This is a genomic window from Sphingomonas sp. (assembly GCF_025362505.1).
Classification (GTDB): Bacteria; Pseudomonadota; Alphaproteobacteria; order Sphingomonadales; family Sphingomonadaceae; genus Sphingomicrobium.
Genome location: NZ_JANYGG010000041.1, coordinates 1 through 24,658 on the forward strand (window position 1 = coordinate 1; position 24,658 = coordinate 24,658).

The 24,658-nt window shown below is 67.8% G+C and carries 19 protein-coding genes, 2 tRNA genes and 1 pseudogene; 12 read left to right on the forward strand and 10 right to left on the reverse strand.

Annotation, left to right across the window (positions count from 1 at the left end; genetic code table 11):
- Positions 1-609 (forward strand): annotated as a pseudogene (locus Q0R27_RS03235) (IS5 family transposase); the annotation flags it as partial.
- Between the two features lie 273 nt (positions 610-882).
- On the opposite strand, the gene Q0R27_RS03240 reads toward Q0R27_RS03235, so the two are convergent.
- Positions 883-957, reverse strand: a tRNA-Thr gene (locus Q0R27_RS03240).
- Positions 958-1,156: 199 nt separating this feature from the next.
- Positions 1,157-2,950, reverse strand: coding sequence for an aminopeptidase P family protein (locus Q0R27_RS03245; RefSeq protein ID WP_293940844.1), 1,794 nt, complete (start codon positions 2,948-2,950; stop codon positions 1,157-1,159).
- A 68-nt stretch (positions 2,951-3,018) separates the two neighbouring features.
- On the opposite strand from Q0R27_RS03245, the gene Q0R27_RS03250 reads away from it, so the two are divergent.
- From Q0R27_RS03250 to Q0R27_RS03260, 3 genes are all read left to right on the forward strand, one after another.
- On the forward strand, positions 3,019-5,070 hold the full coding sequence (locus Q0R27_RS03250; protein WP_293940846.1) for a S9 family peptidase: 2,052 nt from the start codon (positions 3,019-3,021) through the stop codon (positions 5,068-5,070).
- Between the two features lie 145 nt (positions 5,071-5,215).
- Complete coding sequence (gene maiA / locus Q0R27_RS03255) at positions 5,216-5,857, forward strand: maleylacetoacetate isomerase (RefSeq protein WP_293940848.1); 642 nt, start codon at positions 5,216-5,218, stop codon at positions 5,855-5,857.
- Between the two features lie 26 nt (positions 5,858-5,883).
- Positions 5,884-6,669 (forward strand): class II aldolase/adducin family protein, encoded by a 786-nt coding sequence (locus tag Q0R27_RS03260; protein ID WP_293940900.1) that lies wholly within the window; start codon positions 5,884-5,886, stop codon positions 6,667-6,669.
- On the opposite strand, the gene Q0R27_RS03265 is transcribed toward Q0R27_RS03260, so the two are convergent.
- Positions 6,666-7,523, reverse strand: coding sequence for an aldo/keto reductase family oxidoreductase (locus Q0R27_RS03265; RefSeq protein ID WP_293940850.1), 858 nt, complete (start codon positions 7,521-7,523; stop codon positions 6,666-6,668). The genes Q0R27_RS03260 and Q0R27_RS03265 overlap by 4 nt on opposite strands.
- A gap of 131 nt (positions 7,524-7,654) precedes the next feature.
- Here Q0R27_RS03265 and Q0R27_RS03270 point away from each other — a divergent pair, with 131 nt between their 5' ends.
- Positions 7,655-8,347 carry a type 1 glutamine amidotransferase domain-containing protein gene (locus tag Q0R27_RS03270; protein ID WP_293940852.1) on the forward strand — a complete coding sequence of 231 codons (693 nt, stop codon included), beginning with the start codon at positions 7,655-7,657 and terminating at the stop codon, positions 8,345-8,347.
- A gap of 62 nt (positions 8,348-8,409) precedes the next feature.
- Here the strand turns inward: Q0R27_RS03270 and Q0R27_RS03275 are convergent.
- The 3 genes from Q0R27_RS03275 to Q0R27_RS03285 all read right to left on the reverse strand — a co-directional run bounded on the left by Q0R27_RS03275 (position 8,410) and on the right by Q0R27_RS03285 (position 10,201).
- A tRNA-Pro gene (locus Q0R27_RS03275) sits at positions 8,410-8,486 on the reverse strand.
- Between the two features lie 73 nt (positions 8,487-8,559).
- Complete coding sequence (locus Q0R27_RS03280; protein WP_293940854.1) at positions 8,560-9,861, reverse strand: FAD-dependent oxidoreductase; 1,302 nt, start codon at positions 9,859-9,861, stop codon at positions 8,560-8,562.
- A gap of 13 nt (positions 9,862-9,874) precedes the next feature.
- Complete coding sequence (locus tag Q0R27_RS03285; protein ID WP_293940856.1) at positions 9,875-10,201, reverse strand: polyhydroxyalkanoic acid system family protein; 327 nt, start codon at positions 10,199-10,201, stop codon at positions 9,875-9,877.
- A gap of 60 nt (positions 10,202-10,261) precedes the next feature.
- Here Q0R27_RS03285 and Q0R27_RS03290 point away from each other — a divergent pair, with 60 nt between their 5' ends.
- Positions 10,262-10,918, forward strand: a complete 657-nt coding sequence (locus tag Q0R27_RS03290; protein ID WP_293940859.1) for a hypothetical protein — start codon at positions 10,262-10,264, stop codon at positions 10,916-10,918.
- On the opposite strand, the gene Q0R27_RS03295 is transcribed toward Q0R27_RS03290, so the two are convergent.
- Positions 10,822-11,943: a phosphatase PAP2 family protein gene (locus tag Q0R27_RS03295; protein WP_293940861.1), complete on the reverse strand. Its 1,122-nt coding sequence runs from the start codon at positions 11,941-11,943 to the stop codon at positions 10,822-10,824. The genes Q0R27_RS03290 and Q0R27_RS03295 overlap by 97 nt on opposite strands.
- A gap of 134 nt (positions 11,944-12,077) precedes the next feature.
- On the opposite strand from Q0R27_RS03295, the gene clpB reads away from it, so the two are divergent.
- The gene (gene clpB / locus Q0R27_RS03300) at positions 12,078-14,660 is read left to right on the forward strand and encodes an ATP-dependent chaperone ClpB (protein ID WP_293940863.1); all 2,583 of its coding nucleotides are present in this window, start codon (positions 12,078-12,080) and stop codon (positions 14,658-14,660) included.
- A gap of 6 nt (positions 14,661-14,666) precedes the next feature.
- Here clpB and Q0R27_RS03305 read toward each other — a convergent pair whose 3' ends face one another.
- The gene (locus tag Q0R27_RS03305) at positions 14,667-16,091 is read right to left on the reverse strand and encodes a L,D-transpeptidase family protein (protein ID WP_293940865.1); all 1,425 of its coding nucleotides are present in this window, start codon (positions 16,089-16,091) and stop codon (positions 14,667-14,669) included.
- 228 nt (positions 16,092-16,319) lie between these two features.
- On the opposite strand from Q0R27_RS03305, the gene Q0R27_RS03310 reads away from it, so the two are divergent.
- Positions 16,320-16,619 carry a PilZ domain-containing protein gene (locus Q0R27_RS03310; RefSeq protein ID WP_293940867.1) on the forward strand — a complete coding sequence of 100 codons (300 nt, stop codon included), beginning with the start codon at positions 16,320-16,322 and terminating at the stop codon, positions 16,617-16,619.
- Positions 16,620-16,682: 63 nt separating this feature from the next.
- Complete coding sequence (locus Q0R27_RS03315) at positions 16,683-17,006, forward strand: PilZ domain-containing protein (RefSeq protein WP_293940868.1); 324 nt, start codon at positions 16,683-16,685, stop codon at positions 17,004-17,006.
- Here the strand turns inward: Q0R27_RS03315 and Q0R27_RS03320 are convergent.
- Complete coding sequence (locus Q0R27_RS03320; protein WP_293940869.1) at positions 17,003-17,608, reverse strand: arylesterase; 606 nt, start codon at positions 17,606-17,608, stop codon at positions 17,003-17,005. The two genes, Q0R27_RS03315 and Q0R27_RS03320, sit on opposite strands and share 4 nt — an antisense overlap.
- 50 nt (positions 17,609-17,658) lie before the next feature.
- Here Q0R27_RS03320 and Q0R27_RS03325 point away from each other — a divergent pair, with 50 nt between their 5' ends.
- The 3 genes from Q0R27_RS03325 to Q0R27_RS03335 all read left to right on the forward strand — a co-directional run bounded on the left by Q0R27_RS03325 (position 17,659) and on the right by Q0R27_RS03335 (position 21,149).
- Positions 17,659-18,327 carry an ABC transporter ATP-binding protein gene (locus Q0R27_RS03325; RefSeq protein WP_293940871.1) on the forward strand — a complete coding sequence of 223 codons (669 nt, stop codon included), beginning with the start codon at positions 17,659-17,661 and terminating at the stop codon, positions 18,325-18,327.
- A complete protein-coding gene (locus Q0R27_RS03330) occupies positions 18,324-20,804 on the forward strand; it encodes an FtsX-like permease family protein (protein ID WP_293940873.1) in 2,481 nt (826 codons plus the stop codon). Before Q0R27_RS03325 ends, Q0R27_RS03330 begins: the two co-directional genes overlap by 4 nt.
- Positions 20,805-20,885: 81 nt before the next feature.
- Entirely contained in the window at positions 20,886-21,149 is a 264-nt protein-coding gene (locus Q0R27_RS03335; RefSeq protein WP_293940875.1) for a hypothetical protein, read from the forward strand.
- A gap of 10 nt (positions 21,150-21,159) precedes the next feature.
- Here the strand turns inward: Q0R27_RS03335 and Q0R27_RS03340 are convergent, their stop codons facing one another.
- Complete coding sequence (locus tag Q0R27_RS03340) at positions 21,160-24,633, reverse strand: pyruvate carboxylase (RefSeq protein WP_293940877.1); 3,474 nt, start codon at positions 24,631-24,633, stop codon at positions 21,160-21,162.
- Between the last annotated feature and the right edge of the window lie 25 nt (positions 24,634-24,658).

The window sequence follows — 24,658 nt, forward strand, 5'->3', positions numbered from 1 at the left end:
ACCAAGGGAGTACGGTCCACACAAGACGCTGTACAACCGCTGGAAGCGGTGGGGCGAGAGGGGCATTTTCCTTCGCATGATGGAAGGACTGGCGGCTGCGAGCGCCACGCCGAAGACGATCATGATCGACGCGACCTACCTCAAGGCACACCGCACGGCATCAAGCCTGCGGGTAAAAAAGGGGGTCTCGGGCGGCTCATCGGTCGCACCAAAGGAGGCATGAACACAAAGCTTCATGCCGTCACCGATGCCAACGGCCGGCCGCTCAGCTTCTTCATGACCGCTGGCCAGGTCAGCGATTACACCGGTGCGGCAGCGCTACTGGACGATCTCCCCAAGGCGCAGTGGATGCTGGCCGACCGCGGCTACGACGCAGACTGGTACAGGGACGCCCTTCAGGCAAAGGGCATCACACCCTGCATTCCGGGACGGAAATCCCGGATCATGCCCATCAAATACGACAAGCGCCGATACAAAAGCCGCAGCCGCATCGAGATCATGTTCGGCCGCCTCAAGGACTGGCGCCGCGTCGCCACTCGCTACGATCGATGCCCGACCGTCTTCCTCTCCGCCATCGCCCTCGCCGCCACCGTCATCTTCTGGTTCTGATCAACGAGTCCTGACCCTAAGGTGCGCGGGTTAACAAAAGTTAAAACCCCGACCGAGGGCGTCTCGTTACGGGACCGATGCTACCGATGGATTTTATCCTGATGTGAGGGCGCAATGACGGCAGATCGAACAATGCATCCACTCAAGCTCGGCGTCACCTACTTGGCGGAGGGCGGGCCGCGAGTGTCGCTGCGGTGAGGAACAAGGACTCATCGGCGCCCGATGGCGGCCCGCCATCTGCCCACTGACGGCGGGCACATGACGAGAAAGAAATGGTGCTGTCGGTGAGGATTGAACTCACGACCTCAGCCTTACCAAGGATGCGCTCTACCACTGAGCTACGACAGCTTGTCCGGGGACGGGGGGCCTATGGCCGTGACGGTGTGACGCGTCAAGGCTTGCGGGGCCACCGGCGACGGGCCTAGCGACGCAAGATGATCGACGCCGAAAAATTGAAGGAGGAACGGCTGGCCGCCGCGCTCCGCGAGAATCTACGCAAACGCAAGGCGCAGGCGAGGGAGGCTGTGCCTTCGCCGCCCAAGGATGCCTAGAGCGGCGCGCAGGCGGCCTCTAGCCAGGCCCTGTCTTCGGCGCCAAGCTGGTGACCGATCTTGGACACCACCTCGGCGTGATAGGCATTGAGCCAGCCAAGCTCGGCCGGGGACAGCATTTCGGTTACCACCAGCCGCCGCTCGATCGGGGCGAAGGTCAGCGTGTCGAAGCCGAGCATCTCCTTCTCGGCGCCAGTCACCTGCTTCGTGACGACCAGGACCAGATTCTCGATACGGATGCCGTACTCGCCGGCCTTGTAGTATCCCGGTTCGTTGGACAGGATCATCCCCGCCTGCAACGGCTCGTCTCCGCCGGCCTGGCCCGATCCGACTGGCGCGATGCGCTGCGGGCCCTCGTGGACCGACAGGAAGCTGCCGACGCCGTGGCCGGTGCCGTGCGCATAGTCGAGGCCCGCCTCCCACAGCGGACGACGCGCGAAGCTGTCGAGCTGCGATCCGCGCACGCCCTTGGGGAACAGCGCGGTCGCCAGCGCAATGTGGCCCTTGAGGACGCGGGTGAAGCGGTCGCGCATCTCGTCGGTCGGCTGGCCGATCGCGAGGGTGCGGGTTATGTCGGTCGTGCCGTCGGCATATTGGCCGCCCGAATCGATCAGGTAGAGCGAGTTCATCTCGAGCGGGCGGTTGGTTTCAGGGCTCGCCTTGTAATGGACGATCGCGCCGTTGGGCCCCGATCCCGAGATCGAATCGAACGACAGGTCTTTCAACAGCCCGCCCTCGGTGCGCAACGCCTCGAGCCTGTCCGACGCGGTCAGTTCGTCGAGCCCGCCCTTTGGCGCCTCGGCCTCGACCCAGCGCAGGAAGCGGGCGATCGCCGCGCCATCGCGCGCCTGCGCCGCCTGGTGGCCGGCGATCTCGACCGGGTTCTTGATCGCGCGCGGGAGGACGGTCGGGTCGCGGTGGGTGACGATCTTCGCGCCGCCTTTTTCGAGCGCCTCGAAGATCGCCGCGACCGAGCGTTCGGGATCGACCGCGACGGTCTTGCCGCCGAGCCGGGTCAGTGCCTCCTCGAAATCGGCGCGCTCGTGCAGCCGGACGCCGTTGCCGAGGTGCTGGGCGACTTCGGGCCCGACCTTATCGCTCGCGACGAACAGGTCGGCGGTCCCGTCGGCGTTGACCAGCGCATAGGCCAGCGCGACCGGGGTGTGGCTGACGTCGGCGCCGCGCACGTTAAACGTCCACGCGATCGAATCGAGCGCCGCGAGCACCGCCGCGTCGGCGCCCTGCTTGCCGAGCCATTCGGCGATCGCGGTGCGCTTGTTGGCCGACGACTGTCCGGCGAGGCTGTCCGGCTGGACAACGAGATGCGCCTTCGACGCTTCGGGGCGGTCCTGCCAGACGACATCGATCGGGTTGCGCGCGACCGCGACGAGGGTCGCGGTGCGCGCGTGAAGGGCCTCACTCGCCTTCTTCGCCCAGTCGCGCGAATGAAGCCACGGGTCGTAGCCGATTCGCCCACCCTGCGGCGCATGCTCCTTGAGCCAGTCGGCGATGCTCGTTTCGGGAACCGACTGATAGCTCCACTGGTCGCCGCTGACCTGTTGCCGCACCTGCAGCGTGTACCGTCCATCGGTGAAGATCGCGGCCTCCTGCGGCAGCACCACCGCCGACCCGGCCGAGCCCTTGAACCCGGTCAGCCATTCGAGCCGCTGGGCGTAGCTGCCGACATATTCGCTCATATGCTCGTCGGTCAGCGGGACGACAAAGCCGTCCAGTCGATCTTCGGCGAGCTGGGCGCGCAAGGCGGCGAGGCGGTCGGCATAGCTGGACATGGCAATCTCTCGATCAACGTCTAGAAGACGCGCGACCCTAGACCCCTTCGCCGATTTCAGGAACCCCGATGACGCTTCCAACCCCGCCCGTCGCTGCCCGCCGCCCGAACGAATATACCCGCCACGGCGTGACGATCAGCGACGACTGGGCGTGGCTGCGCGACCAAGGCTATCCCGAGGTCACCGACGAGGAAGTGCTGTCCTACCTCAAGGCCGAAAATGCCTATTTCGAAGCGGTGATGGCGCCGCACAAGGGGCTGGTCGACACGCTGTTCGAGGAGATGAAGGGGCGCATCAAGGAGGATCTGTCGAGCGTCCCGGCGCCCGACGGACGCTTTGAATATTGGTGGGCATACAAGCCGGGCGAGCAGTATCGCCGCTGGTATCGCAAGGGCCGCGAGACGGGCACCGAGGAGCTGATCTTCGACGAGGTCGCCGCCGCCGAGGGGCACGACTATTTCCGGTTGGGCGCGATCGTCACGTCGCCCGATTACAAGCTGCTCGCGACGCTGGTCGACGACGACGGGTCGGAGCGGTTCAAGCTGCGCATCCGCGACATCGCGTCGGGCAAGGACATCGAAACGATTACCGAGGTCGCGATCGGGGCGCCGGTGTGGGCGGCCGACAGCAAGGGCGTCGCGTTCACCGAGGTCAACGAGCATTGGCGCAGCGACAAGGCGAAATATCACCGGCTGGGCGACGATCCGGCCAACGCGGTCACCCTCTATGAAGAGACGCTCGACAAGGGTTTCTCGGTCGGGCTCGGCAAGTCGCAGGACGACAGCCTGATCTTCATCGCGACCGGCGACAACACCTCGAGCGAGGTCCGCTTCGTCCCCGCCGCCGACCCGACCGCCGCGCCGGTGCTGATCGCCGCGCGCCGGCCCAACATCGAATATCATACTGACGCGGCGCACGGCCGGCTGTGGATCGTCACCAACGACGCACACATCAACTTCCGCCTCGTCTCCGCCGCGGTCGAAACGCCAGCCGAGTGGCGCGAGGAGATCGCCGGGTCGGACCGGGTCTATCTGCGCGGCGCGGCGAGCTATCGCGACCATCTCGCGCTGACCACCCGTGAGGACGGGCTCGACCGGCTGGTGCTGCGGACATACGCCGGCGACGAGCGCGCGATCCCGTTCGACGAGGCGAGCTATTCGGCCGATTTCGCCGGCAACGCCGACTTCGCGCCCGCCGCCTATCGCCTGTCGTACAGCTCGATGGTCACCCCGCCGACGGTGTATGACTTCCACCCCGCAGACGACCGGCTCGAGACCTTGCGCGTGCTCGAGATCCCATCGGGCCACGACCCCGCCGACTATGTCATCGACCGCCGCCTGATCCGCGCGCGCGACGGGGCGATGGTTCCGGTGTCGATCGTCCGCCGCGCCGGCAGCAAGCTCGACGGGGCGGGCCGCCTGTTCCTCTACGGCTATGGCGCCTACGGGATCGCCATCCCGCCGGGCTTCTCCCCGACGCGGCTGAGCCTGGTCGATCGCGGCTTCGCCTACGCCATCGCCCACATTCGCGGCGGCGACGATCTCGGCCACGGCTGGTACCTCGACGGCAAGCTTCAAAGGCGCCCCAATAGCTTCAACGATTTCGTCGATGTCGCTCGCGGGCTGGCCGAGCTTGGCTACGCCAGGCCCGGTCGGATCGCCGCGCAGGGCGGTTCGGCCGGGGGCGAGCTGATGGGCGCGGTGGCCAACCAGGCCCCCGAGCTGTGGGGCGCGATCGTCGCCGACGTGCCGTTCGTCGACGTGCTCAACACGATGCTCGACGACACGCTGCCGCTCACCCCGGGCGAGTGGCCCGAATGGGGCAATCCGATCGAGGACAAGGCGGCGTTCGACCTCATTCGCGGTTACTCGCCTTACGACAATGTCGCGGCCCAGGCGTATCCGCCGCTGCTCATCACCGGCGGCCTCAACGACCCGCGCGTGACCTATTGGGAGCCGGCCAAATGGGCCGCGAAACTGCGCGCGACCAAGACCGGCGACAACATGTTGCTGCTCAAGATCAACATGGGCGCGGGTCATGGCGGCAAGTCGGGCCGGTGGGACGCGCTGCGCGAGAATGCCGAGGCCTATGCGTTTGTGCTCACCCAGATGGGCGAATGATGAGGTCGGTGTTCGAGCGGACGATCACGGCGAGCGAGGCCGATATCGACAAGGCCGCCGGCCGCCCGGTCCGCGTCCCCGCCGATGTCATCGCGCCGTTTCTCGGCGATTGACGCGGGCGACGGGAAAGGCGCAAATCGCGGTCATGTCGCACGTCATCCTCCACGATTATTTCCGCTCCTCGGCAAGCTATCGCGTCCGCATCGGGCTCAACCTCAAGGGGATCGAGTATCGCTCGACGATGGTCAATCTCGTCACCTCCGAGCAAAGCCAGGCGGCGTATCACGAGCTCAACCCGCAAGGCTTCGTGCCGCTGCTCGAGATTGACGGGCACCGGCTGACCCAGAGCCTGGCGATCCTCGATTATATCGATGCGACCTACAAGCAGCCGCCGTTCGTGCCGCACGACCCAGCCGAGCGCAGCCATGTCCTGGCGATGGCGCTGGTCGTGGCGTGCGACATTCACCCGCTCAATAATCTGCGCGTGCTGCGCTACCTTCGCGGTCCGCTCGTCCATTCGCAGGACGAGAGCGACGTCTGGTACCGCCACTGGATTGCGGAAGGGCTGCCGGCATTGGAAGCGATGGCGGCGAAGAGCGCCGGCCAATGGCTCAACGGCGACGCGGTCAGCCTCGCCGACATCTGCCTCGTGCCGCAACTGTATAACGCGCGCCGGAACGACACCCCGCTCGACGCCTATCCGACCCTCGTTCGGATCGACGCCGCGGCATGCCAGCACCCGGCGTTCGCCGCCGCCCACCCCGACCGTCAGGAGCAACCCGCATGAACCGCGCCACATCGATGACCCGCGGGATGGAGGGGCTCGAAGCCTTGTCCGAGGTTCGCATTCCGTCGCTCAAGGGCAAGGTCAGCGACGAGGAGTGGAACATCCGCGTCGACCTCGCCGCCGCCTACCGGCTGGTCGCGCATTATGGCTGGGACGATCTCGTCTTCACCCATTTGTCGGCGCGCGTCCCGGGACCCGAGCATCATTTTCTGATGAACCCCTACAACCTCATGTTCGAGGAAGTGACCGCCTCGTCGCTGATCAAGATCGACGTCGACGGCAAGCCGGTCGAGCCGACGCCGTTCATCACCAACCCCGCGGGCTTCACCATCCATTCGGCGATCCACATGGCGCGCGACGATGCGCAGGCGGTGATGCACCTCCACACGCCGGCCGGACAGGCGGTCAGCGCGCATCAGGACGGGCTGTTGCCGTTGACCCAGACCGCGATGCTGGTGCGCGGCGATCTCGCCTTCCACGATTATGAAGGCGTTGCGGTCGACCTCGACGAGCGGACCAGGATCGTCGCCGACCTTGGCACCAAGTGCGCGATGCTGCTGCGCAACCACGGCACGCTCGCGGTTGGCGGCAATGTCGGCGAATGTTTCGTCAAACTCTATTTCATCGAGCGCGCGTGCGAAGCGCAGATCATGGCGCTGTCGGCCGGCGACCGGATCAACAACCCGCAGCAGGGTGCCGCCGAGGTGGCCGCCGAGCAGGGCGTGCGCGGGCTGACCATGGCCGCCAATCTGCTCGCGTGGCCGGCGTTGCTGCGCAAGGCCTTCCGCCTTGACCCGGCCTTCGCGACCTAGGCGGCGACCAGTCCCATAAGCCGCTGCACCTCCGCTTCGCCCAGCACCAGCTCCGCCGCCGCCAGATTCTCGCGTAGATGAGCCACCGACGAAGTGCCGGGGATCGGGAGGATATTGGGCGAGCGCTGCAGCAGCCACGCCAGCGCGACCTGCAGCGGCGTCGCCCCGAGGTCGGCCGCGACCCGCGACAGTCCGTCCGATTGCACCGGTGAGAAACCTCCGAGCGGGAAGAACGGCACATAAGCGATGCCGTCGGTCGCCAGCCGGTCGATCAGAGCGTCGTCGTCGCGGTGGACGATATTATAGTAGTTCTGCACACATGCGATCGGCGAGATCTTGCGACCGTCCTCGACCTGCTTCGGGGTGACGTTGCTCAGCCCGATGTGGCGGATCAGCCCCTGCTGCTGAAGCTCGGCGAGCAAGGTCAGCGGCTCGTCGAGCGATCCTTCGGCCGGACCTAACTGGCTGAACATGCTGCGCAGGTTGACGACGTCGATCACCTCGCGCCCCAACCGGCGCAAATTGCCGTGGATCGCTGCGGTTAATTCCTCCTTGGAAAAGGCCGGGTTCCACGATCCGTCGTCGCCGCGCCGCGCGCCGACCTTGGTCACGATCACCAGGTCGTCGGGATAGGGATGAAGCGCCTCGTGGATGATCTCGTTGACCACGAACGGCCCGTAATAATCGCTGGTGTCGATGTGGTTGACCCCGCTCGCCACCGCGTCTCGCAGCACCGCGATTGCTTCGGCGCGGTCACGTGGCGGCCCGAACACCTGCGGCCCGGCGAGTTGCATCGCCCCAAAGCCCATGCGGTTGACGGTGAAGTCGCCGAGTTGAAAAGAGGTCGCTGCCATGAGATTCTCCGAGGGATGGGCGGAACATGGGAGCGCCTTGACCGCTTTATAAGCATGCGCCTGCTTGGTTCGTCCAACAATCGGGCCGGCGCATCCTCAACCCGCCTCGCGGCAACCGGAGCAAGCACCCCGTGAACATCCTCATGATCCTCACCAGCCACGCCGAACTCGGCGACACCGGACACAAGACTGGCTTCTGGCTGGAGGAGTTTGCCGCGCCTTATTATGTGCTGAAGGACGCCGGGCACGACATCACGCTCGCCTCGCCGAAGGGCGGACAGCCGCCGCTCGACCCGAAGAGCGATGCGCCCGACGCACAGACCGATGCGACCCGGCGGTTCAAGGCCGACCCGACGGCGCAGGACCAGCTGGCGCGGACCGAGCGGCTCGCCGAGATTGATCCGACGATGTTCGACGGGGTGTTTTACCCGGGCGGTCACGGGCCGATGTGGGACCTCGCCGAGGATGCCGATTCGCAGGCGTTGATTAAGGAGACGCTCGCCGCCGGCAAGCCGGTCGCGCTGGTCTGCCACGCCCCTGCGGCGCTGAAGAATGTCACCACGACCGAGGGCGCGCCGCTGGTGCGTGGCAAGCGCGTGACCGGGTTCACCAATGGCGAGGAAGCGGCGGTCGGGCTGACCGACGTGGTGCCGTTCCTGCTCGAGGAAATGCTCAAGGCCAAGGGCGCCGACTATTCGAAAGCGGGCGATTTCCAGTCGTATGTCGTCGCTGACGGCCTGCTCATCACCGGGCAGAACCCGGCGTCGAGCGGACCCGCCGCCGAAGCGCTGCTGAAGGCGCTGGTGGCCGAGCCGGTCGCCTGACCACCGCGAGCCGCAACTGGCGAAAAAGGCCACCCGAAAGGATGGCCTTTTTGCGCGTAAAATGGTCGGGGAGAGAGGATTCGAACCTCCGGCCCCTGCCTCCCGAAGACAGTGCTCTACCAGGCTGAGCTACTCCCCGACACGGGCTATCCGGACCAAGGTCCGGTGCAGGGCTCGCGCCTCGTAGCGGGGGCATTCCCGCGGCGCAAGGACTAGGAGAGGGTTTTGAGCCAATCCTCGTGGCGGACCATTTTCGCGCGCGGGGCGCCGTCGCGAGCGGCCTCGGTTTCGGCGGCCTCGATCCGGCGCCAGTCGGCGAAACTGGTCGAGCGAACTTTGCGCGACGCGAGCAGCGCGTCGAGCCCGTCGCCGCCAGCTTTCCCGCCGTCGCTGCCCGGAGCAAATGCGACGGCGACCAAGTCGGCGACTTCGTAGCCGTCGGGGCGGTTGGTGCCGATCGTCCCCGACGGGCCGCGCCGCGCCCAGCCGACGGCGAACAGTCCGTCTTCGATCTTGCCCGCGTCGTTGGCGAATCGGCCGCCGGCTTCGTCATAGCGGACACCGTCGATCGGCGGGGTCGAATAGCCGATGCAGCTGACCACGAGGGACGCGGGGATGGCGTAGGTCTCGCCGGTGCCGACGCTGGCGCCGGCCGCGTCGAGGCTCGTGCGCTCGACGATCAGGCGTTCGGCCCGGCCGTCACCCTCGATCCGCACCGGCTTGGCGAAGAAGTCGAATTCGATGCGCTTTTTCTTGGCGTCATGTGGAGTGGCGAAATCACGCAGGTGAACGACCGACTTGCGCACACCCGGGTCGAGCGCGGCGTCGGCAGCGGGGTCGGGGAAGTCGGCGGGGTCGGCGTGGGGAACTGCGGCTTCGAGGTGACCGAGCTCACCCAACTCCTTAGGGGTCATCGCGATCTGGTGCGGGCCGCGGCGGCCGACCAGCGTGATGGTGCGGATCGCCGAGCCCTCGAGCGCATCGAGCGCATGGTCGACGATGTCCGATCCGCCGAACTCGGCTCGAGTCTTCGACAGGATGCGGGCGACGTCGAGCGCGACATTGCCATTGCCGATGATCGCCGCGCTCGCCCCGTCGAGCAGCGGGTCGAGATCGGCGAAATCGGGGTGGCCATTGTACCAGCCGACGAACGCCGCCGAGCCAACTACGCCGGGTAGCTCCTCGCCGGGGATGCCGAGCGCGCGGTCCCGGGGCGCGCCGGTGGCGAGGATGACGGCGTCGTAGAGGGTGCGCAGTTCGGCGATGGTCACGTTGCTGCCGACCGAGACATTGCCGACGAAGCGCACCGTGTCCTCCTCGGCGACCTTGTCGTAGCGGCGCGAGACCGCCTTGATCGACTGGTGGTCGGGGGCGACCCCGAAGCGGATCAGTCCGTAGGGGACGGGCAGCCGGTCGATGAGGTCGATCCGGGCGGTTCCGGCATAGGCCTTGGCTAGCGCCTCGACGGTATAGAATCCCGCCGGCCCCGAGCCGATCACAGCGAACTGGCGCATCCGTCCTCCCGATTTATTTGCTGGATTGATCCTCGAGCAGTTCGGGACCCTTCGCCTTGAGCATCGCCTCGATCGGGCGGGCGAACAGCGCGAGCATGCCGGGCAGCGTGATATGGCAGCGGACCATTTTCTCTTCGACGGAGATCGTCGCGGCGACCTTCGCGCCCATCGCGGCGACGGTCAGGTCGAGTGTGTCGCCGACCCAATTGTGGGAGACCTCGGCCGCGCCGCCGGGGATGTGATCGCCGAGCTTGTGGATGTTGCTCGCCAGCCGCTCGCGCGCCTTGGCCTTGCCGAGGCTGTGAGGAAAGGTGACGTCGATCGGGCGTTCCATCATCATCACGGTGTGGCCGGGCGAGCGACGCTTTTCAAGCGGTTCGCGCGGTGTCAGGGTGGCGCGATGCGTTTGCGTGCCGCCCTGGCTTTGCTGCTGATGAGTGCGCCCGCGGTCGCGCAGGCGCCCGTTCTGTCTCCCGCGGCGGACTATATCTCGGCGGGCCAGGATGAGCCCGGCTATCGCCGCTGGGCGACCGCCGACCCGGCTCGGCCGGCGGCGGTGGCGGGTTTCTATGCCTTCCTCGTCCAGCAGGGCATCGCCGGGATCGTCCCGACGTGGCAGCTGCTGCGCACCGCGACCGACTGGCAGCGCTGCGGGGCCGAGCCGTTCGAGGTGGCGCCGCCCGATCAATGGCCGCACATGGTCGAGACGCTGAGCTATATCCGCAGCCACGTCGTGCCGGTGGTCGGGCCGGTCGAGCCGGTCTCGGTCTATCGCAACCCGGTGCTTAACGCCTGCGCGCACGGGGCGCCGGAAAGTGCGCATGCCCTGCTCTATGCGATCGACCTGGTGCCGCTGAGATCGATCGGGCGCGATGGGCTGATCCGGTCGCTGTGCGCGATCCATTTATGGCGAGGGTCGGGGTATGACGTGGGTTTGGGCTTCTACAAGGGGCTCAGGTTTCACGTCGATTCGAAGAAATTCCGCAAGTGGGGCGGCGACGGCAAGGGCGAGAGCTCGCCGTGCACCGCGGTGATTGCCGAGCTCGGCTTGGGATAGAGGCGCGCGGCGAGCGGGGCGGTGGCCTTCCACAGCCCGACCATCATCAGCGCCGCGACCGGGCCGTCGATGAAGTAATGCCAGCCGAAGTGAATCGAGGCGATCCAGATCAGCAGCGCGTAGCTCGCCAGCAGGCCGCCCCACAGCCGGTTGCGCCGGAACCCGCCGATCACGAGCAGGGTCGCCAGCGCGACGTGCATCGAGGGCATCGCCGAAATCCCGCCAGCCGGGGCATAATTGCGCAGCCGAAAGGCATCGAGCAGGATTGGCTGGAACTGAAGTGCGGCGAGCGGGCGGCCCTGCGCCACGGCGAGCCGCTCGAGCCCGGCGAGGCGCAACTGGAGCGCCGCATAGTTGGCGTCGTGGCCGACCAGCGCGTTGTAATAGACCGGCCCGGCCGATGCGAACACCCAGGCGGCGAGGGTGCCGATCACGACCCATGCGGCGAACCAGCTGAAGATCAGGCGGAACCGCACGCGGGGCTCGCCGACCGCGACCGCGACGACCATCGGGAAGACGAAGATCAGGACCAACCACAGGCTGTAAATCGAATCGAGAAAGCGTGTCGCGGGAAGCGACCCGAATAGCTGGTGGGTGATCTGCCACGGCGAAATGCCGAGCAGCATGCGGCCGATATGCGCCAGGCTGCGGTCCCACAGGAAGCCGCGCAACGGGAGCACGACCTGCTTGAACATCCCGAACAGCGGGAAGGTCAGCCACGCCATCGAACCCGCGACGAGCAGCCAGAACAGCCGGGACTCGATCCGGTTGCGGGTTTCGGGGCGCACGATCCAAAAGGCGACAGCGACCAGTGCGACGAACAGGATCGTCGCGGTGGCGAGCGGCTCGAACATCAGCACCACGCCCACCAGCGCGCCGACCGGGACCCCGCTCAGTCGCTGCATGACGAAACCGTAGACGAGCACCGATCCCAGCACGACAACCGCCGCGCGCCGGTCGGCAAGCCCCACCGCGCTGAGCGCGACACGGCTGGAGACGGACGATTGCAGATCGAGCGAGGCCAAAGGCAACTTCCTGAAGTATCCAAAGCGCATTAAACAGACATAATTAAGAAAAACCTGAAGGCGTGGGTTGCGGACCAGTCGAGGGTTGTGTTGCAACAATGCCACACTATCTTGCTCGTGAACGGAGGGCTTCGATGGATTTCGAGAAACTGACCGAGCGCGCGCGGGGCTTCGTGCAGGCTGCGCAGACCATCGCGGTGCGCGAACATCACCAGCGGATCGTGCCGGCGCACCTCGCCAAGGCGTTGCTCGACGATGAGCAGGGAATGGCGGCGGGGCTGCTCAATGCGGCTGGCGGGAACGCCAAGGCGGCGAGCCAAGCGGTCGATGCGCTCGTCGACAAGCAGCCGGCGGTGACGGGAAGCGGGGCGAGCCAGGCTCCGGGGATGGACGGCGATACGATCCGGCTGATCGACCAGGCGCAGGAGATCGCGACCAAGGCCGGCGATCAGTTCGTCACGGTCGAGCGGATCCTGCTGGCGATGCTGCTGGCCAAGGGAACCGAGGTCGCGACCGCGCTCGGCAAGTCGGGGGTGACCCCGCAGGCACTCAACGCCGCCATCGAGAAATTGCGCGGGGGCCGGACAGCGGACTCGCAGGCGTCCGAGGATCGCTACGACGCGCTCAAACGCTTCTCGCGCGACCTCACCCAGGCCGCTCGGGACGGCAAGCTCGACCCGGTGATCGGGCGCGACGAGGAGATCCGCCGGACGATCCAGGTGCTCGCGCGGCGGACCAAGAACAACCCGGTGCTGATCGGCGAGCCCGGCGTCGGCAAGACCGCGATCGCCGAGGGGCTGGCGCTGCGCATCGCCAATGGCGACGTTCCCGATGGCTTGAAGAATCGCCGTCTGTTGAGCCTCGACATGGGCTCGCTGATCGCGGGGGCCAAGTATCGCGGCGAGTTCGAGGAGCGGTTGAAAGGGGTCCTCGACGAGACCAAGCAGGCCGCGGGCGAGGTCATATTATTTATTGACGAGATGCACACGCTGGTCGGTGCGGGCAAGGGCGAGGGAGCGATGGATGCGTCCAACCTGCTCAAGCCGGCGCTGGCGCGGGGCGAGCTCCATTGCATCGGGGCGACCACGCTCGACGAGTACAGGAAGCATGTCGAGAAGGATGCGGCGCTCGAGCGGCGCTTCCAGCCGGTGTTCGTCGGCGAACCGACGGTGCCCGACACCATCTCGATCCTGCGCGGGCTGAAGGAGAAATACGAGCTTCACCACGGGGTGCGGATCACCGACGCGGCGCTGGTCGCGGCGGCGACGTTGTCGAAACGCTACATTTCGGACCGGTTCCTGCCCGACAAGGCGATCGACCTGATGGACGAGGCGGCGTCGCGGCTGCGGATGGAAGTCGAGTCGAAGCCCGAGGAGATCGAGAATCTCGACCGGCGGATCATGCAGCTCAAGATCGAGCGCGAGGCGCTGAAGAAGGAGACCGACGCCGCGTCGAAGGACCGGCTTGGGAAACTCGAAACCGAGCTCGCCGATCTCGAGGAGCAGTCGGGCGCGCTGACCACGCGCTGGCAGGCCGAGAAGGAGAAGATCGCCGGCGAGGCCAAGGTCAAGGAAGCGCTCGACGCGGCGCGGAACGAGCTCGACCAGGCGCAACGGTCTGGCGACCTCGCGAAGGCGGGCGAGATCCAGTACGGGCGCATCCCCGAGCTTGAGCGGCAGCTGGCCGAAGCGGCGCAGGCGTCGCAGGGCGCGATGCTGCGCGAGGAAGTGACCGACCAGGATATCGCCGCGGTGGTCAGCCGCTGGACCGGGATCCCGGTCGAGCGGATGCTGGCTGGCGAGCGCGAGAAATTGCTCCAGATGGAGCAGCTGATCGGCAAGCGGGTGATCGGGCAGGACCAGGCGGTGAAGGCGGTGTCGGCGGCGGTTCGGCGGGCGCGAGCGGGGCTGCAAGATCCGGGTCGGCCGCTTGGCTCGTTCCTGTTCCTTGGGCCAACCGGCGTCGGCAAGACCGAGCTGACCAAGGCGCTGGCCGAATATCTGTTCGACGATTCGAACGCGATGGTCCGCATCGACATGTCGGAGTATATGGAAAAGCATGCGGTCTCGCGGCTGGTCGGCGCGCCTCCCGGCTATGTCGGGTACGAGGAAGGCGGGGTGCTGACTGAAGCGGTGCGGCGGCGGCCTTACCAGGTGGTGCTGTTCGACGAGGTCGAGAAGGCCCACGCCGACGTGTTCAACATCCTGCTGCAGGTGCTCGACGACGGGCGGCTGACCGACGGGCAGGGGCGGACGGTCGATTTTTCCAACACGATCATCATCCTGACGTCGAACCTGGGGTCGCAATATCTGGCGGCGCTGGGCGAGGATGACGCGGTCGAAAAGGTCGAGCCGCAGGTGATGGAGGTGGTGCGCTCGCACTTCCGGCCCGAGTTCCTCAATCGGCTCGACGAGATCATCCTGTTCCACCGATTGGGGCAGGCGCACATGGGGCCGATCGTCGACATCCAGATCGCGCGGCTGGGCAGGCTGCTCGAGGATCGCAAGATCGGGTTGGAGCTGACCGACGGCGCGCGGGCGTGGCTTGGGCGGGTCGGCTATGACCCGGTCTACGGCGCGCGGCCGCTGAAGCGGGCGGTGCAGAAGTATCTGCAGGACCCGCTCGCGGACGCGATCCTGGCGGGGACGGTGCATGACGGGGCAACGGTCAAGGTCGACGAGGGCGATGGCGGGCTGGTGATTACTCCGGTGAAATAACGGTGGTCAGCGCGGCCGCAGCGGGTCGTTCTGGATCTTGATCGGGTCGGGCCTGGTTTTCGGGGCCGAGGTCGACGCCGGGGCGGTATCCGCCGCCGTCGCCGCGCTGGTCGCCAGCGCTGCCTCCGGCGCGGTCGATTTCTTGGCCGCGCGGGGGAGGTCGAGCAGCGCAGCGATGACCGTACCGTCGCGCTTGTAGACGTCGTCGTAGTTGACGATCGACCCGTCGATCGCCGCCGCCGCAGTGAAGTAGACGATGAACACCGGGAGCGGCTTCACGAAGCTTGCCTGAACGGTTTTCTTCGACGCCAGCGTCGCGGTGACCTTGGCATCGTCCCACGTCCCGCCGTCTTCGGCCAGCAGCAGGCGGGCGAGGTCGCCGACCTTGTCGGTGCGGACGCAGCCGTGGCTGAAGGCACGGACCGCGCTGTTGAAGCGGCTCTTGGCGTTGGTGTCGTGAAGGTAGATGGCGAAGGGATTGGGCATCACGAACTTCATCTCGCCGAGCGCGTTCGACGGTCCCGGCGGCTGGCGCCAGCGCTGGACTGCCTTGGTCACCGGATCGCGCACCGCGACGAAGCCCTTTTTCCCCGCGACTTCCTTGCTGATGCTGGTTGGCACTTCCCACCACGGGTTGAGGATCATGCCCGTGGCCATCGCCGACAGTTGCGGCGTGGGCGTCTTGATCGCCCCGGCGACCGCCTTGTGGCGCGATACGGCGGCGCCATTCTCGACCAGCGTGGCGGTGTAGGCGGGCACGTTGACGATGATGTACCGATTGCTCAGGTTGCGCGGCAGCCAGCGCCAGCGGTCCATGTTGAGGCGGATGGTGTTGGCCTGGCCAATGTTCATCGGGTCGGCGAGCGCGGTGCGCAGCGCGCCATATTGCGGGTGGGTGGGCAACAGCCCGTTCAGCGCGTCGCCAACGCGGTGCTGGGCGAGCGCGACCTCGAGCAGTTCGCGCTGGCGGGTCGGGCTGAGGTCGGGGTCGGCGACGTGCCAGTCGATGCGGTCCTCGCCGCGGACATGCCCCAAGGCGAAGTCGGACGAGAGCTTGTTGAAGCTCTCCGTAGCGGCGGCGGAGACGCGCGTGGCATCGCGCGCGGCGATCGCATCGGCCAGCGCGGCGGGGGCGTAATCCTTGGGCGAGAGCCCCTCGGCGGCGACCGACTGGATCATCGAGAGAAGCTGCTGCGCATCCTCGAGCGGCCAGAACGGCGGCGCGACGATCACTGGCGGGGGGGTGACGACCGGCATTGGCGGCGTGGTTGCGGCCGGAGAATTGCCGGGCGACGTCGCGGTGGGCTTGGCGGTGCCGACGGGTGCGATCGGGTCTTGCGTCGCCTGGGCGATGGCGGCCGGCGCGATGGCGGCGGGCGCGATGGCCAGCGCGGCGGCGGCGATCACCTGTGAACTCCAACGAACCGTCATGCTAACCCCTTCACTTCATTCGGCAACAACCGCCCACCGGGCGATCCATGCAGGCCCTGCGGCATACACAGGATGAACGGCGCTCGCCAGTGTCGGCGGGGCAACAGTCGGCGCGAACTGGACGACGCGATTCCATCGCGGTGCAGAATGCGGTGCCAATGCGAACGGTCTGTTAAGAAGCGCCGTGCCAAGCTGTTGATTGCAAGTGGTTTCGAATGAGGAAGGGCGATGGGTTTCAGTCTGAGCGGCGCGATGATCCCGCGCCACGTCCGCCGGATGTTCGAGCAGCGCTTCGAAGCGCGCGTCGCTCCCGACCGCGACACTGCGGTCCTCAACTGGCGGGGCCATGCTTGCCCGGTGCGGATCGGCAACGTCTCGCCGTCGGGCGCGATGATCCTGTTCGACGAGGTGCCGCATATCGGTGAGCGGGTGACGCTGCAGATGCTCGACCGGAGGGCCGCCGCGGGCCAGGTGCGCTGGGTACGTGACGGACGGATCGGGATCGACTTCACCGAGCCTCGCGGCTGACTTTCTCTCTTATGGCTCAGACCCACTCAAGGGAATGAGCGTTTCGCCAGCTGTGGGGCTCGGATGGACATGGGATTTGCGATGATCAAGGCGCGTATTGCCGAGGCCGAGGCCGAGGCGGGCGACCGTCGGCGCGCGGATCGCGTTGCGGTCGCGATCGAGGGACGTGTCCGCCCGCTCGGCGAGGAAGGCAGCGAGGCGCGCATCCTCAACATTTCCGAAAGCGGCTTCATGGCCGAGACTGGCGCCGATTATGAAGTCGGCTCGCGGGTGTGGCTGATCCTGCCCGGGCGCGATCGCGCCAATGCGGTCGTCAAATGGATCGCCGGCTCCAGGATAGGCGCCGAGTTCGCCGAGCCGATTACGGTCGAGGGACTGCGCCTCTAGTTTCGACCGAGCGCCGCCAGCACGCGCGGCAGGATCCCCGTGACGATGCGCTTCACCCCGGCGAAGGTCGGGTGCATTCCGTCGGGCTGCTGCATTCCGGGCTGGGCGGCGACGCCCTCCATGATGAAGGGATAGAGCGGGGCGCGGTGGGCCTTGGCCAGTGCCGGATAGAGCGCGTCGAACTTGGCGCGGTAGTCCGGATCGAGGTTGGGCGCGGCGCGCATCCCGGCAAATAGAACGGGGATGCGGCGGCGGTCGAGCTCGACGAGGATCGCGTCGAGGTTGGCGCGGGTCAGCGCCGGGTCGAGGTTACGCAGCATGTCGTTGGCACCGAGCTCGACGATGACGAGGTCGGGCTTGCGCGGCAGCCCGGCGAGCGTCCACCCGAGGCGCGCGCGTCCGGCGGTGCTCGTGTCGCCCGACACGCCGCCATCGGCAACGGTCGCGACGATACCGTGGCGGCGCAGCGTCGCTTCGAGCTGGGGTGCGAACCCCAGCCCGCGATCGAGGTTGTAGCCGGCGGTCAGGCTGTCCCCGAAGGCAAGGATCAGCGGTTTGGGTGTCGGCTGGGCGGCGGCGAGCGCGAGGACGGCAAGGAGCATAGTTTCGTCCTACCATTGTGGCGGGGCGGTGCCATCCCTAGCTCGGGCCGATGACCGCACCGCTGATCGAACTCGCCGACGTCCGTTTGACCCTTGGCACAGGCGAGGTGCGGACCGAAATCCTGAAAGGCGTCTCGCTCCGGCTCGAGCCGGGCGAAACGCTCGCGCTGCTCGGGCCGTCGGGATCGGGCAAATCCTCGCTGATGGCGGTCGTCGCGGGGCTCGAGCGGGCGACCAGCGGGACGGTGCGGTTGCTTGGGCAGGATGCGAGCGCGCTCGGCGAGGATGCGCTGGCGAGGATGCGCGGGCGCGACATCGGCATCGTGCTGCAGTCGTTCCAGCTGTTGCCGACGATGACCGCGATCGAAAATGTCCAGGTACCGCTCGAGCTGGCGCGGGTGCCCGATGCGAAGGCGCGCGCCGAGGCCGAGCTGCGCAGCGTCGGGCTCGGCCACCGGCTGACCCATTATCCGGCGCAGCTGTCGGGCGGCGAGCAACAACGCGTGGCGATTGCCCGCGCGACCGCGCCGCGCCCCCGGCTGTTGCTCGCCGACGAGCCGACCGGCAACCTCGACCTCGCGACCGGTGGCTCGATTATCGACCTGCTGTTCGAGCGCGCGGGCGCGGCGGGGGCGGGGCTGCTGGTGATCACCCATGACCCGGCGGTCGCGGCGCGGGCCGGGCGGCGGATCGAGATGGCCGACGGGTACACGCTATGAGCGAGGCATGGCGGCTCGCGCGGCGTGACTTGCGCGGGGGACTGGGCGGGCTCGGCCTGCTGTGGCTGTGCCTCGCGATCGCGGTTGCCGCTATCGCCAGCGTGACCAGCATCGCCTCGTCGATCGACAGCGCGATCGCGAGCAACGGCCGCAATCTGATCGGAGGCGACCTGATCGTGCGCTCGGCGCAGCATGACGCCTCGCCCCGGGAACTGGCTGCGCTGACCGCACAGGGCCGGGCGTCGAAGAGCGTCACCTTGCGCGCGATGGCGGTCGCGCCGGGCGGGAAGATCGGGCTCGCCGAGCTGAGCAGCATCGATGCGGCATGGCCGCTGGCCGGGCGGCTCGATCTGGCGCCGGGCGGGACGCGTCCGACGGGGCGCGAAGTCGCGGTCGGGCGCGAGCTGGCCGAGCGGCTCGATCTCAAGCGCGGGAGCGCGGTGCGGGTCGGCTATGCGCGCTTCACCGTGTCGGGGATCATCGACAAGATGCCGGCGATGTCGGGCTTTGCCTTCTCGCCACCGATTCTAGTCGACGAAGCGGGCCTCGCCGCGACCGGGCTGGTCCAGCCGGGCAGCCTGACCACCACCAGTTACCGGCTTATCCTGCCGCCGGGGCGCGATCCGCAGGCGATCGGCAAGGCGTTCCAGGCGCGTTTCCCCGACGGCGGCTGGTCGGTGACCGACCGCAACGACGCCGGGCAGGGCACGCGGCGGTTTGTCGAGCGGGTCGCTGAGATGCTGCTGCTCGTCGCGCTGGCCGCGCTGGCGATCGGCGGGCTCGGCATCGCCAGCGCGGCGGCGGCGTTCGCGGCGTCGCGGCGGGCGACGGTGGCGACACTGAAGCTACTCGGGGCGGGGCGGCGCTCGTTGGCCGGGATGCTCGCGATCGAAGTGGCGCTGATCGCGGCGCTGGCGATCCTCGCCGGGCTGGCGGTCGGGGCGGCCGCGCCGGCACTCGCGGCGCACGTGATCGGGTCGTCGCTGCCGATCGCGCCCGACCCCTCGCCGCAGTGGGGGGCGCTCGCCGAAGCGGCACTGTTCGGCCTGCTGGTAACGGTCGGCGCCGCATGGGGTCCGCTCGCCGCAGCGGTCGAGACGCGCCCGGCGAGCCTCCTGCGCGGCGATGTTTCCGACGCGACGACGACCGCGCGGCGGTGGTTCGTGCCCGTGCTGGCCTTGCTCGGCGCGGCGGTGCTGGCGGTGGCGAGCGCGCGCGATCCGACAATCGCGGCGGTCGGCGTCGCGGCGATCCTGATCCTCGGGCTGCTGTTCGCCGCGATCGGCGGGCTGGTCCGCCTCGCGGCACGGCGCCTGCGTCATCGTGGCGGGCCGATCGCGCGGCTCGGGATCGCCGCGCTCGACCGGCCCGGCGCGGCGACGGTGCGGCTGTCGGTCGCGCTCGGGCTCGGGCTCGCGCTGCTGGTGACGCTGGCGAGCGTTGCGCAGAGCCTCCTCGCCGAGATCGACAATGGCCTTCCGGCACGTGCCCCGGCGCTGTTCCTGATCGATATTCCCGCCGCGCAGGAGGCGGACCTGCGCACGCTGGCAGCAGCGACGGCGCCCGGTGCCGAGCTTCGCCTCGTCCCGTCGCTGCGCGGCCCGGTGACGGCGGTGAAGGGCGTGCCGGTGGCCGAACTCGGCCAGGTTCCGGAAGGCGCGTGGGTGCTCAAGGGCGACCGCGGGCTGACCTTCGCGCGCGACCTGCCGCTCGGCAACCGCATCGTCGCGGGCCAATGGTGGCCGTCCGACTATCGCGGGCCCCCATTGATCAGCCTCGACGTCGACGCTGCCAGGGCGCTCAAGCTCAAGGTCGGCGACACGCTGACGATCTCGATTCTCGGCCGCCCGATCGAGGCGCGGATCGGCTCTTTGCGCGAGATCGACTGGCGCTCGATGGGGTTCAACTTCGCCATCATCTTCGCCCCCGGAACGCTCGAGCAGGCGCCGTTCACGCTGATGGCGACGGTTTCGCCAAAGTCGGGCGCGAAGACCGACCTGCTCGAACAGGCGCTCGCTGCAAAGCTGCCGATGGTCAGCGCGATCCGCGTCGCCGATGTCGTGGCGCAGGTCCGCACGTTGCTGGTCGCGCTGGCCGGCGCGGTGCGGGTCGCGACCGGGGTGGCGCTGCTGCTCGGGGTGATCGTGCTCGCCGGAGCGGTCGTCGCTACCCGCCGCAGCCGGGCGCGCGACCTCGTGCTGCTCAAGCTGGTCGGCGCCACGCGGGGCCAGGTGCTCGCGACCCAGGCGATCGAATTCGCACTGCTCGGGACGGTCGTCACGCTGAGCGCCTTCGCGGCGGGGATCGCGGCGGCGAGGTTGCTGCTCGGCGCCAGCTTCGACCTGCCGTTCCGCCCCGACTGGCCGAGCCTCGCCGCGCTGGCGTTGGGCGCGGTCGTGGTGACGGTCGGCGCGGCGCTGCTCGCGGCGCTCCCGGCGCTGACCGCGCGCCCGGCGGCAGCACTGCGCGCCCTGTAACCGCGATTGATTCACCGCCAATTCGTCGCTGCGATGAAACCTTGCCGGGCCAGGGTCGTTCAATCCTCCCGAGAGGTAGTGATGACGATGTCGACGATTCCAACCTTGAGCGACCTGCGAATGACGCATGACCCCGCTGCCCGTGGCTATCACGCCGTCTATCGCGAACATCAGGTCAATCATTGCCCCGGTTGCGGGCGGACCCACTGGCTGGTCGGGCGGATGTCGGCCGAATGCGCCATCTGCGCGACCGCGCTGCCGCTGGCGGAAGCCAGCATGCGCTCGCACAGCAGCCCCGCCGTCATCGTCCACCGCAACCGCGCGGCGCCGGCCTTCGCAGCCTGAAAACGACCTTCTAGTCGATCACCGCCAGCAGGTCTTTCGCATCGACTGACTGGCCAGCGGTCACCAGCAGTTGAGCGATCGTCCCGTCGCGTTGGGCCGTGACGCTGGTTTCCATCTTCATTGCTTCCAGCGACATCAGGCGGTCGCCGGCTTTCACCGCGCTGCCGACGCTGACCGCGATGGTCGAGACGACCCCGGGCATCGGGGCCGCGACATGGCGCTCGTCGGCGGGGTCGGCGAGGCGGCGCTCGGCGCGCTTGACCCCGGCGCGGCGGTCATCGACGATGATCGTGCGCGGCTGGCCGTTGAGCTCGAAGAACAGCCGCGCGCAGCCGTCTTCCTCGGTCTCGCCGATCGCCTGCAGGCTGATGACGAGCGACTTGCCGCGCTCGATCTCGACGCTGATCTCGTCGCCCGGCGCCATGCCGTAGAAAAAGGTCGCGGTCGGCAGCGCGGTGACCGGGCCATAGCGCCGCTGGACCTCGGCGAACTCAGCGAACACCCTGGGATACATCAGGTAACTGGCGAATTCGCGCTCGCCAAGCTTGCGTCCGCACTTTTTCTCGGCCTGCTTGCGCGCGGCCACCATGTCGACCGCGCCGAGCAGGCTCGCCGGGCGGACGGTGATCGGCGCCTCGTCCCCCAGCACCCGCTTCTGGATCGCCTCGGGCCAGCCCCCCGGCGGCTGGCCAAGGTCGCCGCGCAGCATATCGACGACCGATGCCGGAAACGAGATCTCGCGGCCGGGATCGAGCAGATCGTCTGGGCCAAGGCCTTGCGAAACCATCGCCAGCGCCATGTCGCCGACCACCTTCGACGACGGCGTGACCTTGACGATGTCGCCGAACAACCGGTTGGCATCGGCATAGGCGCGCGCGATCTCGGGCCAGCGGTTGGCGAGCCCGAGGCTGCGCGACTGCTCGCGCAAATTAGTGAACTGGCCGCCGGGCATTTCGTGGAGATAGACCTCGGACGCGCCCGACCTCAGGTCGCTTTCGAACGCCGCATATTGGTGGCGCACGTCCTCCCAATAGCCGCTGAGCAAGCGGATTGCCGCGCCGTCGAGCCCGGTGTCGCGCGGCGTGTGGCGCAGCGCCTCGACGATCGAGCCGAGGCACGGCTGCGAGGTCGTCCCCGACATCGCGTCGATCGCGCCGTCGACCGCGTCGATTCCGGCGTCGATCGCCGCCAGCACCGTCGCCGCCGCCGCGCCCGACGTGTCGTGGGTGTGGAAATGGAGCGGCAGGTCGGTCGCGTCTCGCAATGCCTTCACCAGCACGGTCGCGGCGGCGGGCTTGAGCAACCCGGCCATGTCCTTGATCGCGATCATGTGGCAGCCGGCGGCGTCGAGCTGCTTCGCGAGATCGACATAATAGGCAAGGCTGTACTTGGCGCGGTCGGGGTCGAGGATGTCGCCGGTGTAGCACAGCGCGCCCTCGGCGATCTTGCCGCTGTCGACTACCGCGTCGATCGCGACGCGCATGTTCTCGACCCAGTTGAGGCAGTCGAAGATGCGGAAAAGGTCGATGTGCCGCGCCGCCTCGGCGATGAAATGGCGCACGACATTGTCGGGATAGTTGGTGTAGCCGACCGCGTTGGCACCACGCAGCAGCATTTGCGTCAGCAGGTTGGGGGCGCGCTCGCGGATTGCATCGATCCGCTCCCACGGGTCTTCGCACAGGAAGCGCATCGCGACATCGAACGTCGCGCCGCCCCAGCATTCGAGGCTGAACAGCTGCGGCAGGCCCCTGGCATAGGCTTCGGCGACCGCGACCATGTCGGCGGTGCGCATCCGCGTCGCGAGCAGCGACTGGTGCGCGTCGCGCATCGTCGTGTCGGTGATGAGCACGGCGGTCTGCTCGCGCATCCAGCGGGCGAGCCCGGGCGGGCCATCGCGCTCGAGCCGCTGGCGCGAGCCGGGAACGATCGGCCCGGGCAACTTTGGCGGTCGTGCAGCGCGCGCCGTGGCCGGCGGGCGCGCTCGCCCGATGACGTCGGGATGGCCGTTGACGGTGACGTCCGCGATGTAACGCAACAGCCGAGTTGCGCGGTCCTGGCGAAACGCCGGGGCGAGCAAGGATGGATTGTCGTCGATGAACCGCGTCGTGTAGCGGTTGGCGACAAAGTCCGGGTGGCTGAGCAGATTCTCGAGGAAGTTGAGGTTGGTCGCGACTCCGCGGATGCGATATTCACGAAGCGCGCGCAGCATCCGCGCGACCACCTCCTCGGGCGTCGGCGCCCACGCCGTGACCTTTTCTAGCAGCGGATCATAATGGCGCGTAACGATCGCGCCCGAGTAAGCCGTTCCGCCGTCGACCCTGATCCCGAAGCCGAACGCGCCGCGATAGGCGGTAATCCGGCCATAATCGGGGATGAAGCTGTTCTCGGGATCCTCGGTGGTGATGCGGCACTGGAGCGCGTGGCCGTTGATCTCGATCCTGGCCTGCTCGGGGACGCCGGTCTCCTCGGGCACGCCGATGTGGCCGCCCTCGGCGATGTGAAGCTGGGCTTTGACGATGTCGATCCCGGTGATCATCTCGGTCACCGTATGCTCGACCTGGATGCGCGGATTGACCTCGATGAAATAGAATTTGCCATCGCTCTCATCGAGCAGAAATTCGACCGTTCCGGCGCCGGTATAGCCGGTGGCGCGGCCGATCCGCAGCGCGGCTTCGCAGATTTCGGCGCGCTGTCCCTCGTTCAGATAGGGCGCCGGCGCGCGCTCGATGACCTTCTGGTTGCGCCGCTGGATCGAACAGTCGCGCTCGAACAGATGGACCAGGTTGCCGTGACGGTCGCCGAGCAGCTGGACCTCGACGTGGCGCGCCCGGCGGATCAGCCGCTCGAGATAGACCTCGTCGCGGCCGAACGCCGACTTCGCCTCGCTCCGGCCGCTGCGAACCGCTTCGATCAGCCCGGAAGCGTCTTCGATCGGCCGCATCCCGCGTCCCCCGCCGCCCCAGCTCGCCTTCAGCATCAGCGGGTAGCCCAGCTCCCCGGCAATGCGCAGTGTGGCGTCGTCGTCGTCGGGCAACGGCTCGCTCGCCGGAATGACCGGCACCCCGGCGGCGATCGCGATGTGCCGAGCCGAGACCTTGTCGCCCAGCTTGCGCATCGTGTCGGGCGAGGGTCCGACGAACAGGAATCCCGCCGCCGCGCAGGCTTCGGCGAAGTCGGGATTCTCGGACAGAAAACCATAGCCGGGGTGGATCGCGTCGACCTTGGCCCGAAGCGCGATGTCGATGATCGCCGCGCCGTCGAGATAGGCCGCGATCGGCCCCGCGCTATCGTCGAGCTGATAGGCCTCGTCGGCCTTGAACCGGTGGAGCGACAGCTTGTCCTGCTCGGCGTAGATCGCGACCGTCTTGATCCCGAGCTCGGTCGCCGCGCGAAACACCCGGATCGCGATCTCCGACCGGTTCGCGACCAGCAGACGGCGGATCCGGGTCCCCTCGGGTTGCATCGATCGACTTAGCGCGGCCATGCTTTTCGTTCCTGCCGATGAGAAG

Coding starts and splice junctions, on each gene's coding strand:
- Q0R27_RS03330 (WP_293940873.1), top strand. CDS start 18,324: ATGAGCGAGGCATGGCGGCTCGCGCGGCGTGACTTGCGCGGGGGACTG.
- Q0R27_RS03310 (WP_293940867.1), top strand. CDS start 16,320: ATGGGTTTCAGTCTGAGCGGCGCGATGATCCCGCGCCACGTCCGCCGG.
- Q0R27_RS03285 (WP_293940856.1), bottom strand. CDS start 10,201: ATGATGATGGAACGCCCGATCGACGTCACCTTTCCTCACAGCCTCGGC.
- maiA (WP_293940848.1), top strand. CDS start 5,216: ATGTCGCACGTCATCCTCCACGATTATTTCCGCTCCTCGGCAAGCTAT.
- Q0R27_RS03290 (WP_293940859.1), top strand. CDS start 10,262: ATGCGTTTGCGTGCCGCCCTGGCTTTGCTGCTGATGAGTGCGCCCGCG.
- Q0R27_RS03280 (WP_293940854.1), bottom strand. CDS start 9,861: ATGCGCCAGTTCGCTGTGATCGGCTCGGGGCCGGCGGGATTCTATACC.
- Q0R27_RS03340 (WP_293940877.1), bottom strand. CDS start 24,633: ATGGCCGCGCTAAGTCGATCGATGCAACCCGAGGGGACCCGGATCCGC.
- Q0R27_RS03260 (WP_293940900.1), top strand. CDS start 5,884: ATGGAGGGGCTCGAAGCCTTGTCCGAGGTTCGCATTCCGTCGCTCAAG.
- Q0R27_RS03320 (WP_293940869.1), bottom strand. CDS start 17,608: ATGCTCCTTGCCGTCCTCGCGCTCGCCGCCGCCCAGCCGACACCCAAA.
- Q0R27_RS03305 (WP_293940865.1), bottom strand. CDS start 16,091: ATGACGGTTCGTTGGAGTTCACAGGTGATCGCCGCCGCCGCGCTGGCC.
- Q0R27_RS03315 (WP_293940868.1), top strand. CDS start 16,683: ATGGACATGGGATTTGCGATGATCAAGGCGCGTATTGCCGAGGCCGAG.
- Q0R27_RS03245 (WP_293940844.1), bottom strand. CDS start 2,950: ATGTCCAGCTATGCCGACCGCCTCGCCGCCTTGCGCGCCCAGCTCGCC.
- Q0R27_RS03250 (WP_293940846.1), top strand. CDS start 3,019: ATGACGCTTCCAACCCCGCCCGTCGCTGCCCGCCGCCCGAACGAATAT.
- Q0R27_RS03335 (WP_293940875.1), top strand. CDS start 20,886: ATGACGATGTCGACGATTCCAACCTTGAGCGACCTGCGAATGACGCAT.
- Q0R27_RS03325 (WP_293940871.1), top strand. CDS start 17,659: ATGACCGCACCGCTGATCGAACTCGCCGACGTCCGTTTGACCCTTGGC.
- Q0R27_RS03265 (WP_293940850.1), bottom strand. CDS start 7,523: ATGGCAGCGACCTCTTTTCAACTCGGCGACTTCACCGTCAACCGCATG.
- clpB (WP_293940863.1), top strand. CDS start 12,078: ATGGATTTCGAGAAACTGACCGAGCGCGCGCGGGGCTTCGTGCAGGCT.